Origin of the sequence: Paenibacillus plantarum, from assembly GCF_013141695.1 — a bacterium.
GTDB classification, from domain to species: domain Bacteria; phylum Bacillota; class Bacilli; order Paenibacillales; family NBRC-103111; genus Paenibacillus_E; species Paenibacillus_E plantarum.
Genome location: NZ_WHNY01000090.1, coordinates 64,988 through 80,048 on the forward strand (window position 1 = coordinate 64,988; position 15,061 = coordinate 80,048).

General features: G+C 40.5%; 14 protein-coding genes. 2 read left to right on the forward strand and 12 right to left on the reverse strand.

All coding sequences use genetic code 11. The features are described 5' to 3' along the window. Positions 1-153: 153 nt before the first annotated feature. From GC096_RS35475 to GC096_RS35485, 3 genes are all read right to left on the reverse strand, one after another. Positions 154-1,134: a restriction endonuclease gene (locus tag GC096_RS35475; RefSeq protein ID WP_246303213.1), complete on the reverse strand. Its 981-nt coding sequence runs from the start codon at positions 1,132-1,134 to the stop codon at positions 154-156. A 228-nt stretch (positions 1,135-1,362) separates the two neighbouring features. Next, the gene (locus GC096_RS35480) at positions 1,363-1,647 is read right to left on the reverse strand and encodes a hypothetical protein (RefSeq protein ID WP_171637488.1); all 285 of its coding nucleotides are present in this window, start codon (positions 1,645-1,647) and stop codon (positions 1,363-1,365) included. 174 nt (positions 1,648-1,821) lie between these two features. Then, positions 1,822-2,079 (reverse strand): hypothetical protein, encoded by a 258-nt coding sequence (locus tag GC096_RS35485; RefSeq protein WP_171637489.1) that lies wholly within the window; start codon positions 2,077-2,079, stop codon positions 1,822-1,824. 273 nt (positions 2,080-2,352) lie between these two features. Between GC096_RS35485 and GC096_RS35490 the strand changes: the two genes are divergently transcribed. Further along, on the forward strand, positions 2,353-2,700 hold the full coding sequence (locus GC096_RS35490) for a helix-turn-helix domain-containing protein (RefSeq protein ID WP_171637490.1): 348 nt from the start codon (positions 2,353-2,355) through the stop codon (positions 2,698-2,700). A 130-nt stretch (positions 2,701-2,830) separates the two neighbouring features. Continuing rightward, positions 2,831-3,214 carry a (deoxy)nucleoside triphosphate pyrophosphohydrolase gene (locus GC096_RS35495; RefSeq protein ID WP_171637492.1) on the forward strand — a complete coding sequence of 128 codons (384 nt, stop codon included), beginning with the start codon at positions 2,831-2,833 and terminating at the stop codon, positions 3,212-3,214. A 7-nt stretch (positions 3,215-3,221) separates the two neighbouring features. Here the strand turns inward: GC096_RS35495 and GC096_RS35500 are convergent, their stop codons facing one another. From GC096_RS35500 to GC096_RS35540, 9 genes are all read right to left on the reverse strand, one after another. Beyond that, the gene (locus GC096_RS35500) at positions 3,222-6,416 is read right to left on the reverse strand and encodes a DUF3427 domain-containing protein (RefSeq protein ID WP_171637494.1); all 3,195 of its coding nucleotides are present in this window, start codon (positions 6,414-6,416) and stop codon (positions 3,222-3,224) included. A 385-nt stretch (positions 6,417-6,801) separates the two neighbouring features. Next, the gene (locus GC096_RS35505) at positions 6,802-7,716 is read right to left on the reverse strand and encodes a hypothetical protein (RefSeq protein WP_171637496.1); all 915 of its coding nucleotides are present in this window, start codon (positions 7,714-7,716) and stop codon (positions 6,802-6,804) included. Positions 7,717-7,989: 273 nt separating this feature from the next. Beyond that, entirely contained in the window at positions 7,990-8,490 is a 501-nt protein-coding gene (locus GC096_RS35510) for a hypothetical protein (RefSeq protein WP_171637498.1), read from the reverse strand. 423 nt (positions 8,491-8,913) lie between these two features. Beyond that, positions 8,914-10,344: a 23S rRNA (uracil(1939)-C(5))-methyltransferase RlmD gene (gene rlmD, locus GC096_RS35515; RefSeq protein WP_246303215.1), complete on the reverse strand. Its 1,431-nt coding sequence runs from the start codon at positions 10,342-10,344 to the stop codon at positions 8,914-8,916. 201 nt (positions 10,345-10,545) lie between these two features. Further along, the gene (locus GC096_RS35520; RefSeq protein WP_246303223.1) at positions 10,546-11,475 is read right to left on the reverse strand and encodes a diacylglycerol kinase; all 930 of its coding nucleotides are present in this window, start codon (positions 11,473-11,475) and stop codon (positions 10,546-10,548) included. Between the two features lie 52 nt (positions 11,476-11,527). After that, positions 11,528-12,310, reverse strand: coding sequence for a sirohydrochlorin chelatase (locus tag GC096_RS35525; protein WP_171637504.1), 783 nt, complete (start codon positions 12,308-12,310; stop codon positions 11,528-11,530). Between the two features lie 145 nt (positions 12,311-12,455). Then, positions 12,456-13,562 carry a GerAB/ArcD/ProY family transporter gene (locus tag GC096_RS35530; protein WP_171637506.1) on the reverse strand — a complete coding sequence of 369 codons (1,107 nt, stop codon included), beginning with the start codon at positions 13,560-13,562 and terminating at the stop codon, positions 12,456-12,458. A 62-nt stretch (positions 13,563-13,624) separates the two neighbouring features. Then, positions 13,625-13,891 carry a hypothetical protein gene (locus GC096_RS35535; RefSeq protein ID WP_171637509.1) on the reverse strand — a complete coding sequence of 89 codons (267 nt, stop codon included), beginning with the start codon at positions 13,889-13,891 and terminating at the stop codon, positions 13,625-13,627. Continuing rightward, a complete protein-coding gene (locus GC096_RS35540) occupies positions 13,872-15,059 on the reverse strand; it encodes a Ger(x)C family spore germination protein (protein WP_312886417.1) in 1,188 nt (395 codons plus the stop codon). Before GC096_RS35540 ends, GC096_RS35535 begins: the two co-directional genes overlap by 20 nt. Positions 15,060-15,061: the final 2 nt, after the last annotated feature.

Sequence of the window (15,061 nt, forward strand, 5' to 3'; positions counted from 1 at the left end):
TATATCTATGTTGATTTTTCACTTTATTATCGCTATACGGGAAATTATTGATCTTGTCGAGGATGATCAAGAAGATGGGTAGTACAGCGTACACAAAATAAGCCTACTTGAGTCATTGACTGAACTCGAGTAGGCTTTCTTATTTTTATATCATTAAACTGATCTCGTCTGCCTACACTTAGGAAATGTGGAACAGCCCAAGAACGCCTTCCCCTCTCTCCCTTTTCTCGAAACCATAGGAGCGCCACATGTGCATATTGTTTCTGTCGCAGCTGAGACTTGAGCTTGGGATTTCTGTACTTCATTTCGAACTGTATCTTTTACTGGTTGTACCTTTATCTTCTTGTTCGTTGGTTGCCATTTTCCCCATGATTTCAATTTCTGCTCTACAACCGCCCCATGCCAATAATCAACTTTGAACTGCTCAGCTTCTTTTTTTGCAGGTTCCGTTAAATCCGAAGTAGTGATCAGTAACGATAAGATACAATCATGATTCCTTTTAGCTCCTACCAGTTCCCGTACAATTTGTACACCAACAGTGTTATGGTTTGCGTAGCATTTGGCTTGTACAGCAGTCTTCTCACCGCGTTGGTCAATAATGACCAAATCCACGCCCCCATCCTTACCGCCTATACCAACTTCTTTAACCTCATAGCCTTTATCCCGAAAATAAAGCGCAAGCAATCGTTCGAACTCCGCGCCCGATAAGCTTTCCAGCGAGCTACTTAGAATTTCTTGATCCGATCTATTTTGTGTAGAAGAGTGTGGTCGTTGAGCTTTGCTTCTATTAGCTTTTATTTTAGTTTTCTTGACCCTACCTTTTTTCTTACTAGGAAGTAGAGCAACTATAACACCCAGAGCGACAGCGGAGATTAACATTCCTATAATCATACCTGTAACAGTCCAGTCTTTAACAAAAACCTTTATTGCATCATATCTCTCAGCACTTGTAAATAAAATAAAGACGGCTCCAATGAACCAGACTAGTGTCGCAAGCTTTTCGTGTAACCATTTACTTAGGAAACGGTAATAAAGTAATGCTCCTATAAAAGAAAATCCAGCAATGCACATGGCAATAAAATAAAATGGGGCAACAAAACTTTGGGTCGCCAATTGAGATAATTCGCTATTCATAGCTATAAATTCCTTTCCATTCTTATGTAGGGGAGTTGATTTCTGGATAAATTCGACATTATGCTACATAAATCCTTCCATTTTGTAATATAAAAAAAACACCCTGTAGTCGGGTGCTTCCTAGCTCCTGGATAGTCTCATCCAAGAACATATCCCATATAGGCCACTTCGCCAAAAACCTTATTAAATACAAAAAGCGCTGGCACTTCCCTGGCCAACGCTTCATGCTTATTTTCTCCTGTAGAACTTCTCCCAATTTCTAAGCATTCTTTCTTTTGATAATCTTGATTGAAGTCTTGCATTCATTTCCCACTCGAGAATGGCCTTTTCTTTTGTCTGATAAAACCGATAATCACAAATATTCCAGGAACAAAATAACTTTCTGTAAGATCTGCCATTTTCAATAATTCCGTCATGTCGTCTAACAGCTTTAGCTGCTTGACGTTTGGACCATCTGCTTCTTGGAGAAGTGAGATCGGTACATACTGGGGATTTTTTGTAACTTCTGCTCATTGGTCTAACCTCCTTGGGGGAAGTTAGAGGCCGTCCAATTTCTTCATTTACTCACCACTTTCATCTTCTTGTTTTAACTATTTATATATACTGAGATACTGTGAATTATGTTTCTGTATAGATCCCAATAAATTAGGAAAAGCCTCCACCGCTTGTGCGGGGGAGGCTATCATCTTAATCCATTAACCCTTTGAGCTTATTATCCAAAATCCCCTTCTCCATTCTCAAATGGAGCAATTCCGTATCCAGATCTTGACCTATTGTATGAACCGAAGTAATAATGTCCTCTACTGTAAGCATGTGAATAGAATCTGCCTTCTCGGAGATATATCTTAAGATAATATCTATTAGTTCTTTGCACACACTGATTCTATGAATGAGTATCTGCTCCTCATTAATGGCTTCATTATATTTGTCATGGATATCGTTCATTTAGCTCACCTCCAATGATAGGCAATGTTTATCCAGCTTCTTTTCTGTTAATGCTGAGTTTAGTAGTACAACACAATAGCTTTCGCGCAAACTCCTACAATAATGAGGAAATGATCTACCTTTCTGTATCATCCTTTCTAAATTCAGTAAATGAGTACTCTTCGCATAACCACATCATATAGTAACTTATAAGTGTAATTATAAATAATATACACTATTAAAGGTCTGTTTGCTATATTATTTAAAACCTACTCTATTACTGAGGTGGTTATTATGGGTAACTTACGTAAATTAGCTGGCGAACGGATCCGTATGATACGAAAACAAAGAGGGCTTTCCCAAGAAAAACTCGGTGAACTAGCTCAATTGAAGAATTCATATATTGGTGATGTTGAAAGAGGTGCGCGGAATATCTCTCTCGACTCTCTAGATAAAATTATTACTGCTCTTGATACGGATCTTGGAACTTTCTTTAACTTGAATGAAATTGATGTTACATCTACTGATTTTGATAAAACCGCAGTACTTGAGATTCACAAACAATTTCTTGAAGATAGAAGTGTTGATGAAATTAAACTGATACATAAAATATCTAAGGATATTCTTCTTACAAAAAAATAAAATCAAAGAGCGACCTCGAATTGGTATTCGAGGTCGCTCTTTGACTCTTAAATGTATTCTGTTATTTGAACCTCATTAAATTAAAGCTATAATATAAGTACAACTAAATTAGAGTAGGAGATTACAAATCATGAAAAAAGTCGATGTTGTCGGTGCTGTTATTTATAACGAAAAGAACGAAGTGCTATGTGCACTCCGCTCTCAACAGATGTCATTACCTGGCTATTGGGAGTTTCCTGGAGGGAAAATAGAAGCTAATGAGACTCCTCAGGAAAGTCTCGCTCGTGAGATTAAAGAAGAACTAAACTGCACAATTGAAGTAGGCGAACTTGTTGCCGATGCTGCCCACGAGTATCCCAATGTTATCGTAAGGTTAATTACTTATAAAGCTAAAATTATTGATGGCGATGCAGTTGCCAGTGAACACGAAGAATTAGTTTGGTTGCCTTTAGATAAACTCAAAGAACTGGAGTGGGCACCCGCTGACCTACCTACCCTCGCAGTCATTTGCTAATCAACGATTAACGAATAAAATCTATATACATGGCTTCCGGAACAGGATCATGTAATTTCCAATTGATATTCATCGGTTTATCACCATGGCTATTCACATAATCAATTTCCCCTAAGTAAGTAAAGGGTAAGACTTCATTATGCATCTTTTCAAATTTTCTAACGAATAAGTGTATATGAATCTCCTTACTGGTGTGATGAATAAACTCTTGTCCGCGTTGAGACTCATGAGAAGTCGCATTTTGACTTTGCCAATGGAAGTGTTGCTGGTCTACAAAATAGTCATGGTACTGTAAGTGATCAGCGACCTTCTCCCCTTTATTCAAATTAATAAAGAGTAAGTAATGATTCCCTACTCGACTTACCCCTTCTCGCCAAGTACCTTCTTTCGCAGGTGACTCAAACAAGTATATGAGATCATTTCTTGTGTAGTTTTGATACCTCACAACATTCTTCTGACTTTCAAAAAACACATCAGGTCTATAGAACCTTCTAAATTCAGCCAGGCCATATTCTAAGCGATCTTTAATATAATTAAATAATTCCTTATTTGCTTTAATCTGCTGTAATATAGTTGAGCCAGCGAAACTACCGTTATCGTAACTTCCAAATGACCACATATGTTTAGCCAACTTGGTTGCTAGCTTTTCCATGGCTTTATCAATCTTGTTACCTTGTATTTCCTCTGAAACACGTATTCCGAATCTATAGGCTAAATCATCTAATACGTCGCCTCTTATAATACTCCCCTTTTCAAAAGCTATAGAAATAACTGCAAACTCATAGGGCCATTTAAGTGGCAACATATCTTCTAGCCTCTGAACTACCTCCAGCATTGCCTTATCTTCCAATAAATCGATATCGAAAGCATTAACATCCTTCATTTTCTTCTTTGTTTCGACCCACGAACCATACTTGGCAATAAAAAAGTGTAAGCTAGGAGCCCCGTCATAGTATAAAAAGTCATTTAGTTCGGGTGAATAACCTAACTCTCTCTTAAATTGATTATAAAGCTCCATAAGCAACAGATCTCGATCCATACGAATATTCTCAATTTTCTTGAGAATTTCTTTCCTTGAAACCTCTTCTAGATCTACGAAGCAGCCATCTGGTAAATCGGCGAACTCCGTTTCTATAGCGATTCGCAAAGAATCCCGGTCAAACGCTTTATGGTTATGTTGATCAGATAAGGCTAGCGGCACAATAAATGATTTTTGATAATTTCCAATAAAATCAAGTATAGTTACATATTCTTTCCCTGCGATTTTCCGCAATCCTCGACCAAGTTGTTGTATAAAGATAGTTGCCGATTCCGTAGGTCGCAAAAACAAAATTAAATTCACTTTAGGAATATCCACACCTTCATTAAAAATATTTACTGTAAATATGATTTGAAGGGGATCACTATCATTTTCCAGCCTACTAATGATATCTTGCCTTACTTTCGGAAGATCATCACCTATTAGACAAGCTGCCTTGTAACCTCGACTTGTAAATTCATCCGTCATATAACGGGCATGTTCAATTGAAGCGCAGAAACCCAAAGCCGTCATAACATTACCATCATGCCCGAACTTATTAATCATATTAATTACATAATCAACACGTTCATGCGTATTCAGAGCACGCACTAGCTCTTTTTCAACAAATTGACCGTTACTTAGAACTTCAATCTGTGCATAATCAATCGTAGGGTCACTCAAACCAAAATACCTAAAGGGTGTTAAAAGCCCTTCCTTAAGCGCATCTCTTAAGCGTATCTCATATACGACATTATTATCACAAATTGCTAGAACATCCCTGCCGTCCATGCGATCTGGGGTTGCCGTAAGCCCTAATAAAAATTTAGGTTTAAAATAATCAATTACCCTTCTATAGGTAGATGCTTCAGCATGATGAAATTCATCAACGATAATATAATCAAAATAGTCAGGCTCAAATTTCTCTAACACACCATCTCTAGAAAGAGTTTGAACAGTGCTAAATAAATACGGTTTGTCCCAATCCTTCTCAATCCCAGTAAGTTTGCCGCATATATTATTGGCATCATCAAATATCTTTGCAAATGTTTTTCTAGAACTCTCTAATATTTCATCTCTATGCGCAAGAAATAATACCCTATCCGCCCCGAAATTCTTCACGTCAAAAGCAGAAAGATATGTTTTACCAGTTCCAGTCGCAGCTATGACAACGCCCTTATTGTGACCATTTAACCTAGTCTGTTCTAGCGCCTGAAGAGCTACCTCTTGCATTTTGTTTGGTAAAATCTCCTTCTTTGTAGAGCTACTGTCGTCATTCATAACATTAACCAAATCAACATGCTGCGCGGCTAGGTATGGATTGACTAACATAATCTTTTTATTGTTGTATTCTTTTTCGTAAGCTGAAATCAAATCTATACTAAGCTGGATCGCCCTCTGATCATCCCAATACATTTGGAACGTTTTTCTGGCATTCTCATAAATCGAATAGTACGCATCTCCTGGTAACTTCACATTCCACTCATGGCCTGTCTGTAGCGCAGAGTAGGTCAAATTAGAAGATCCAATTATCACCGTATTTAAACTAGATTTGCGCTCGAACATATATGCCTTAGTATGAAAAGATACTCGACCAGAATCAAATACTCTTGTCTCCACATTCGGCAACTCTAACAAGCGGCGAAGTGCTTTAGGCTCTGTAATCTTGAGATAAGTCGATGTTAATATCTTAACTTTCTTCGATGGATCTTCTCTTCTAAGATCATCTAATACCCTGATTAGCAGTTGCAAGCCTGACCACCGCACAAAACTAACCATAAAAAACGCATTATCCGCGGTTAACAATTCATATTTAAGGGCTTTAAATAAATGGATAGGGTCCGTAGCTGAATTTGTTAGTAGAAGTGGATGAGATAGGAATAATTCAGGATATATCGGCAGCGAACTATCATCATTCCTGTAATGAATTGCTTTAAGCGGCATATCCAAGTCATACGATGCTAAATCTGGAATGATTGCTCTCAATTGATTCGTTAATTCTAGTATTTTGGCGTATTCGTTTTGATCTGCTAGATATCTGAAAGATTTACTGATATCTTTCATCACTTGTTGAATTAAGGCATTATTATGATTCTGTGGTAACAGGTTATATGTAATTTGATTAGAGGGATATTCTTTGTTTTTATGTAATATCTCTTCGAAAACTCCCTGATGCTCTCTCACGTTGTTCCTCCTAAAATTGTTAGTTCGTCTTTTGTTAATTATACTGGATAATTTCTTTTAAAAAATTAAAAAAAGCGAAACCTATCAAGGCTCGCTTCTCCTTTCCATTTATGCTACACATCAAACAACATATACCGTATCCGGGAAAATCCGCGAAACGTTCATTTATGCTCTTTTTGTTAGTCTAGGCGGATTTCTCACAAATTTCACACGAGCTCTATCGGCATTTCATCCCTAACTTTTCACCATATATTCTATAGAATATATGCACCTAATTGAATATACTAATAGGCTCAGGTTAAATAGTGAAATTCACATACCATTTAGAAATAAATAGGGTTCATGTACTGAACCAGAAGCTTAACTATCATGAAATAAGTAATATTCAGTATTCAGGTTTAACCTTTTCTTTAATATTATTAAATTGTACATGGAATTCCTTTACGAAATTGACCATCCCAATATCAACTTCTTTAAGCTTACCATGAAATATTAAATTTCTGATTTTATTAATTTCTAACAATTCTTCATACAATCCACCATTAATAAAACCAGAATAAAATAGCCCATCCACCATTTCCTTGAAACTAAAGTTCTCCCTATTGTTATATCTACTTTTAATCACAACATTTTTATTAGAAAGCACATACTCTCTCATGTCAGATTCAAGATCTACAAAAGCATCAAAGAAGTCTGATCTGCTTACTTTTTTTTCATGGTATTTTTCCTGAGTCTCTTCTATTAAAGACTCTAAAGCTTTTTCGTAAGTTTTTGGATTTATTATATAAATCACTAGTAATATAGCAGCAAAAATGGTAACTATATTTGCTACAGCAGTAAATGCCATAAGTTCAAATTTATATGAACTACTGAACAAATTAAGAAGTTTGAAATGAATTGGATACGTGTCGTCAAAATCATTAGCTACTAGTACTGATAAATCCAATACTATCGAAATAAAAGTACTAATGGAAAGATCTCTTAAGCCTATGTAATAATTTAATTTTAATCTTTTATGGATATCTACTAAAGAGTCATCCTTATCTTGTCGTGCATCCAAAAATTGATGTATAAATACATATCCGGCTAATATAAACGCAACAAAAGCACCAATCACTTGTGCAGAAGTACTGTAATAATAATAAATATTGTTTAAGTCTGGTGCTATTTCCGTCTTCCCGAATGTAAAGATGTGAAGAAAACAAAATAATATTAGTGCTCCTAAAATTATAAAAATATGAATTCTTTTTCGCTTCAAACTCTCTAATATTTTCTTGATATTAAAAATAGATATTTTCATGTTAAACTCCTGTAATTATTCTATAGCCCTCAGCGACAATTTCTATTAGTATCTTTTATTAGTTTTTTATAAATTTCTTTGTTGGTCGAGCACGTAATATTCGATCGTAACATAATCACCTTTTACATAAGTTACGAATCAACAACCATTTGGTATTAAACATGTTGATTACAGTAAGCGAAAAAATAAACTTTATAACTTCTTTCTAAAGGAAACTTTAAATATTAACTATTCCAAAGATTTACTTAATCAATATAGCAGTATATAACATTGTTAATGATTCTTTTTCCATATTAAATCTCCAACTGAATTATATATTCCTTCAAAATGACTGATAGGAATTGGACCTTTATGTTTACATTGACCAGAAGATATCGATTTGTATAGCTCTAAATCAAGATCTTTTGTGGCGTTATTTAGGAGCATTACTGCCTCATCTGGATATAAGTTTGCCTTACAAACTTTAACTACTATTAATATCCCTTCCCCAGCAAATTTATTAACAGCCCTTTTAAAATAATATCTGTCTATTATTGTACTTAAATATACGCTTTCTTTATCTGAAGCAACTCCATCATCATACTCTCTTTCTTTCTTTTCGTCTGGGAGTAAACCATACATTAAGATTGAATCTAATAATGTAGAAGATGTGCAATGCCCCAGTATGAATAAATCAGAATTCAAATATTCATCATAAGTTTGTGGACATTTACTCCCTCTACTAAAATAATCTTTAATTAAATCTTCAGGATCTATGCATTTAAAAATTTTCATGGAAGTATCACCTCTAAAAAGAATATTGTTTTCTTAACTTGACCTAATCATTCATGAAACTGTGTAATTACGATGCAGAAACTAATTAGTAATGGGGTCCATAAGTGATCCATAAATGCTCCAGTACCTGTTATTAACGGTGTCTAAGAGCATGTGTCCATATCAAAACTTAGAAAATGTTAATAGTTCCTGTAATATATATTCCACATTAAATTATAACCCCTCCAAAAACAATAAGAATCTCCTGAGAAAATTTCAGGAGATTCTTATTCAATAACTATGTAATAGATCTATCTCGGTTGTTTTTTGATTTTGTGGGCTTTTAGTTTGAAAAATAAGTGGGTGATTTCTGTTGGTTACTCATGCACTCACCCATACAATAAAAGCAAGTTTTATATGTTATAGCAAAAGCTTATTTGCTAATTACACCTTACTTTCAAGCAGTACTACCGATTCAACATGCACCGTCCACGGAAACATATCCACTGGCGTCACCTCCGCGACGCCGTACCCGCCATCAACCAGCACGCGCAGGTCGCGCGCCAGTGTCGATGCGGAGCACGACACATACACCACGCGCCGCGGCCGCAGCTCGAGGATGGTCGCCAGCAGCGCCGGGTCGCAGCCCTTGCGCGGCGGGTCGACCACGATCACGTCAGGCCGAACGCCCTGACGTGTCCACTCCGGCAGGACGACCTCGGCGGGTCCTGCCTCGAAGTGCACGTTCGTCATGCCGTTTAACTCGGCATTCTTACGTGCATCCGAGATCGCCTCTTCGACGATCTCGACGCCGTACACCTGTCCCGCGCGCTGCGCCAGGAACAGGGAGATGGTGCCGATGCCGCAATAGGCATCGACGACCGTTTCGCCGCCTGTCAAAGCGGCGTACTCCAGTGCCTTCCCGTACAAGACTTCCGTCTGGACGGGGTTCACTTGAAAGAAGGATCGCGCGGAAATGGCAAATTTCACTTCGCCGATATAGTCATAGATGACCTCGCTGCCCCACAGGACGCGCGTCTCATCCCCAAAGATAACATTGGTCTGTCTCACATTAATGTTATGACAAATGCTCTTCACCGCAGGCAGAGCCTCGCGAATGCCAGCCACCCATTCCTCGACACGAGGAATCACAACACCATTAGTCACAAGCACAACCATAACCTCGCCCGTGCGGAAGCCGACTTTGACGACGACATGGCGTAGCAGCCCAGATCCCGTCTCTTCACTATAAGCGCGAATCCCTAAGCGCGAGCCGATCTCTTTCACCCGCGCAACGACTTCATCGTTCGCCTCATGCTGGATCAGACAAGCCTCCATATCGATGATGCGATGGCTACCCTGCGCATAGAATCCGCCGATGAGGCCGCCCCGCTCTTCCCCAAAAGGAACCTGAGCCTTGTTCCGATATCTCCACGGGTCGGTCATCCCAAGCGTAGGATGAACAACAATCCCTTGACCTTGCTCTTCGTCTCCATTTTCACCAGTTCGGCCATTCGTCGGCTCACCCGCCACCGCCAACTTCCCAATCCGCACCAAATTATCCACAACCTGCTGCCGCTTCACGCGCAGCTGAGCCTCATAACTCAAATGCTGCAGCTGACAGCCGCCGCACTCATCATAAATCACACAGTCGGGAGACACGCGATCCGGACTCACTGCAAGCAGCTCCACCAAACCAGCATACCCATACTGTTTCTTTAAATGTTCCACGCGTACAAGTGCTCGCTCACCTGGCAGCGCCCCCGCAACAAAAAGGGTAAAGCCGTTCACACGGCCCACCCCTTCGCCATCATGGCTGATCCCAATGATCTCAGCCTCGTATTGCTGTCCGATTTGCACAGGCAAGCCTGCCATCCAAGCTGGCACTTCTTTCTTCCCTTTGCTGTTACTATTCCCTCTGTTTCCTTCGGACCTGCCACTACCTCTATGTTTACCTGGCGCAGAGCCAGATGTACCTTTTGTTTTCATAATAACCTCACTTCATCTTTTAACCTTCCAAGTGGGAGGGTTGGGTACTTTGCACTTTGCACTTGCACTTAGCACTCGCCTTGTCCCCTACTCATGCTCATCATGCCCATTTCCATGCCCCTTCAAATGAAAAGGCGTGGTCAAAGCATCAAGAAACTTCTTTTTATAAATCGACTGGCCCGACTCATCCACAATCACCCGCAAATGGCTCTGCAAATTGGTCATCACGCAAGGCAAGGTCCCGCCAAACTCACCATCAAGGTTCAACTGAACATAATCCGGTGAGTTAATCTCAATATGATTCGTCTGAAAATAGATCAGATTCGGGTCACTCAAATGCTCGCCGCGCAGCGCCAATGAGACGATACGGATGAATTCTGCCAGATTGCATTTTTTCAAAATAATAACGTCGAACATACCATCATTAATGTTGGCTTCCGGTGCTAACTTCTCGAAGCCCCCAACGGAGTTGGTGTTGCCCACGAGGAAGAGCATGACTTCTTCATGCATCTCGCGATCGCCGGCTTTGATATAGAGCTCGATTGGCTTCAGCCTAGGCAGTTTCTCGAGTCCCTTCATATAATAGGCCAACTGGCCGATCATGGTTTTGAGCTTGCTCGGGACTTCATACGTCAGCTCGGTCATCGAGCCGCCCCCAGCGATATTGATGAAGTAGCGGTTGTTGATTTTGCCTACATCGATCGAGGTTGAATACTGCTGAATGATGAGGTCGCAGGCATACTCCAAGTTCTTGGGGATACCGAGCGCACGCGCAAAATCATTCGTCGTCCCGAGCGGCAAAATGCCCAGCGGCGGTCTGCCTTCTCTCTCGGCCATACCGTTGACGACTTCGCAAATCGTCCCATCACCGCCTGCTGCGATGATTAAATCGAACCCGCGACTCACGGCCTCGGCCGCTGCGAGTGTGGCATCTCCTTCACCGATGGTCGCGTGAGCGGAGGTCTCGAACCCGCCGCGCTCTAAGCGCTGGAGGATTTCGGGCAATCGTTTCTTCATTTCTTCCCGGCCTGAAGTCGGATTATAGATCAATCGTGCTCGTTTGACCACTCTATGTCATCCCCTGTTCATCGTATGGGAATACGGAGGCAATCTGCCCCTCAATCCATTTGGAAATTTGCGGACTAGGCAACAAGGCCCGTCCATGATACTTATATGCGAACCCTTCCAATCGGGAAGGAATCACTCCATGTGTAAAATACCCTTCACTTAGAAAAAGCGGTGCAACAATCACCTTATACGCTGGCTTCTCACGCGCCCACCATGCCAGCCTCGAAGCTAGTTGATCCGGCAAAAGCATAGCAATATCCGCCTCGGCGAAGCCGCCTAGCGTTCTAACCCGCTCCGCGAGCTGCGTAAGTCCTTGGCGCCACTTCTGGTGGAAGCCATCTTCTTTACTCCCATGCCCCACCAATAGCAGGATCTCTTCCTGGGGCGACTCGGAAAGCTCTGCGATTTTGCCATAAAGAATAGCTGCAATATCGGGATGATCATCAATCGGCGACGTGAAGTGAATTCGCGCGCGTATATCTAAGAGCTCCATGTCGGTTTCGAGCACTGGCTCGGCAATAACCCCTAATGCGTAGCTGATCTCATCTATATGTGTACTCCCAGAGGACACGAATAGTGGGACAACGATGATGTCGGTCACGCCTTGCGCCTCTAGACTATAAATCCCATCTTGTATCAATTTACCCTCGACGAGCTCCAAATATGACGCATATATGGGCATAGCATCAGGCATTTGAACCGCATTCACGGCATCTTCCACCAGCTGAACCCAACCCTCATCACGGGATCCATGACTAATGACCAGCACACCATACAACCTCATTCCAACTTCCCCCACCCGTACGAACTAAGCCTATCTTCCTATGCTACAGAATGTGTTCTGCGATGTCAATTCACCCTTACACAAATAAAGAAAAACCGTAGGAAAGTTCCTCCTGACGGTCCTTTTTAAGTTCCTTGTGGTGTATTTATTTGGCATTATAGTTCATTCTAGCCTTATGAAGAAATCCTAAAAGTAAAATTAGAAGAGGATACACAAGTCCGATAAGAATGGCATAAGGAGGCCACGTATGTTCATCCCATTGTTGCTGATAGTTCATATTCGGATACACAATGAACGACAAGACAGTGATGATGATGCCAACAGGAAAAATCAGAATTTTGTAGTTAGGCATTTTGAAAATAAAGGAAATACCTTGAATGGTCACATAGAAAAACATAGACATCTTGAAAAAAATAGAAATTAACCAAAGGAAAGCGATAATGACTTCGATCCGCTGAAGAAATTTGCCGATTTCAATTCGTTGCGCTAATTCGTAACTGGGGAATATTTGTTTGGCTGTATTGTCCGGACCCAGCACCAGAATACTCGTAACGATTAACAGCAGCAGCATAACTCCTGCGATCGTCGTTCCAATATAGTAAGCTTTATATGCTTTCTGTATGGGGGAAACTTTATGAACTAACATGCTGAATACCGTAAAAGTTTGTAGGGCGGAATAGGTACAAATGTTGAAACCACTACGAAATAACGGCAAGAACGTTGCTTCGCCAATTGGCAAAATTTTATTCAACTGCATTTGAGGGATGATTAATACCATAAATACTAGAAATAGAAGTACTACCCATGGAAAAAAAATTTCAGACGTTCGTGCAAGCACGACAATACCTAGCTTAGCCCCCATCATGATATAAATAATTAATAGAATATGAATAGCTTCTATTGGTGTTGTCGGCATCATTTGCGTGATGATAAAACTGCCAAAATAATATAGGACTTGCGAGCAAAATAGAAGGACGGAAAATACGATTAGGAGAGTGACAACCTTGCCAATCCATGTACCAAAAACCCTTTCATTAATTTGAAAGAGCGAGCATCCCGGATGTTGCTTGGCTATTTGTTTGTAAAGCCAAACTAACAGAAATCCCATGACGATATTAAGTACCCCTGAGATCCAGGCATCCTGTTTAGCTTCTGAAGCAACTATGGCAGGGACGACCAATAGTCCGGTCCCAACGGAAAAGAGGGTCACGAGTGTCATGAATTGTCGCGGGGTAAGCTGGTCCTTTTCCATCCCATACACATCCCTTCTTTATTTTCCACCTAGTTACCCTAACAACAAGAAGCAAGATAAGCTCACGGTTTCATATAACCAATGTGCATGAGTAATTTGGTTAAAGGCATCAACACGAAAGCAGCCCACTCTCCTGGATTAGGCAGCGGTTTATTCAGTCCTTTTAAAGTTACCATGGCATTGCCAAGCAGCATTAGTGAGCCATAAATCCATACCTCCTTTCTAGAGCCTTGACGCCATAATGGAGGGATTTCTACATAGGCGACTACAACGGAGATGACAAGCACACATAGTCCTACTAGCACCAAATTACCCCTTCTCTTCGCCAACTACGGATTTTCCTATCGTACCGGTATTTCTAATTTGAAATTCAATGTTCAAATGGGGCTCCAGCTGTTTGAACTGACTTTCCCACTTGCCCTTAACTCTACTCCAATAATTCGGGTCCGCACGATGCACCGCTTCTCCGAATCCAAATATATCTGAGCCGAGGCTTTGAGCCTTTCGGATGGATTGCTCCATTGCACCATTTTCAAAGTTAAGAGCCTGTTTAATTACATAGTTAATCGTGTCAAGTTTCGTTAAATCAATCACGCACTCCACGTCAGAGACTTGTCCCACAAACCTCGATTCAATGAATATTTCCGGCTTGTCATTTTTAACTTTGGCATATACCTTCGTATTACCGCGTTCGATATCAAGGCCAATATTACCACCTTCAGGACAACCAACATGCATGGAAGACCGTTTGGAATGATCGGTTATGACCGAATAGGCCCGTGATTCATTTTCATTCAGCCAGCCAACAAGACGATCATTTTTGAATACGCCATTTCCAAAGTAACGCAACCTAACCGGTGGGGTAACATAGTTAACATTACTTTTATTGGTGCCTGTTCCGGAAACGGTGTTACCTACAATTTGTATGCCTGAAAGAACAGCGTTTTTGCCTTCAGCTACGATATCGTCAGACAGTTGATCCAATTTAACGGAAACGGTTGGAGACCACTCTTTACTAGATACCTCGATCGAGTTGAAAATGTAATTGGAAGGTACTTTTTCCAAAGGGGTCATGACACTCAACACTTCTTTGGCCGTGCTGCCTTTGGCGATAACTACATTGAAATCCGATCTGAATTCATTGCTTCTTTGTAGGTAGTCCATTGACTTTGAAACGCCTCTTTGAGCCAATTCCTCCGATAGGACAAGGATGCGAATGTGTGAGAAATAGACTTTTCTCGATATGGATGAAGCCAACCTTTTAACCGCTTCATTCAACGTAACCCCTTTGGCCGCATATACGATGATAGGTAGAGCTTGCTCGCCTTTTGTTTTGGACATACTGTCAGGGTTTACTATCTGTACCGAGAATTCAAATTGATCACCTGAGATATCAATACCGACTCCCTCAGCAATGGCAATATCATTAAGCTCGTTGCGGCTCCAACAACCACTTAGAAGTAGGACACACATCAATAAGGAAAACGTTAATCGCACAC

Bases quoted from the DNA above. Each gene is read 5' to 3' on its own strand.
- GC096_RS35475 (WP_246303213.1), bottom strand. From the start codon at position 1,134: ATGAATAGCGAATTATCTCAATTGGCGACCCAAAGTTTTGTTGCCCCA.
- GC096_RS35480 (WP_171637488.1), bottom strand. From the start codon at position 1,647: ATGAGCAGAAGTTACAAAAAATCCCCAGTATGTACCGATCTCACTTCT.
- GC096_RS35485 (WP_171637489.1), bottom strand. From the start codon at position 2,079: ATGAACGATATCCATGACAAATATAATGAAGCCATTAATGAGGAGCAG.
- GC096_RS35490 (WP_171637490.1), top strand. From the start codon at position 2,353: ATGGGTAACTTACGTAAATTAGCTGGCGAACGGATCCGTATGATACGA.
- GC096_RS35495 (WP_171637492.1), top strand. From the start codon at position 2,831: ATGAAAAAAGTCGATGTTGTCGGTGCTGTTATTTATAACGAAAAGAAC.
- GC096_RS35505 (WP_171637496.1), bottom strand. From the start codon at position 7,716: ATGAAAATATCTATTTTTAATATCAAGAAAATATTAGAGAGTTTGAAG.
- GC096_RS35510 (WP_171637498.1), bottom strand. From the start codon at position 8,490: ATGAAAATTTTTAAATGCATAGATCCTGAAGATTTAATTAAAGATTAT.
- rlmD (WP_246303215.1), bottom strand. From the start codon at position 10,344: ATGGCAGGCTTGCCTGTGCAAATCGGACAGCAATACGAGGCTGAGATC.
- GC096_RS35520 (WP_246303223.1), bottom strand. From the start codon at position 11,475: ATGAAGAAACGATTGCCCGAAATCCTCCAGCGCTTAGAGCGCGGCGGG.
- GC096_RS35525 (WP_171637504.1), bottom strand. From the start codon at position 12,310: ATGAGGTTGTATGGTGTGCTGGTCATTAGTCATGGATCCCGTGATGAG.
- GC096_RS35530 (WP_171637506.1), bottom strand. From the start codon at position 13,562: ATGGAAAAGGACCAGCTTACCCCGCGACAATTCATGACACTCGTGACC.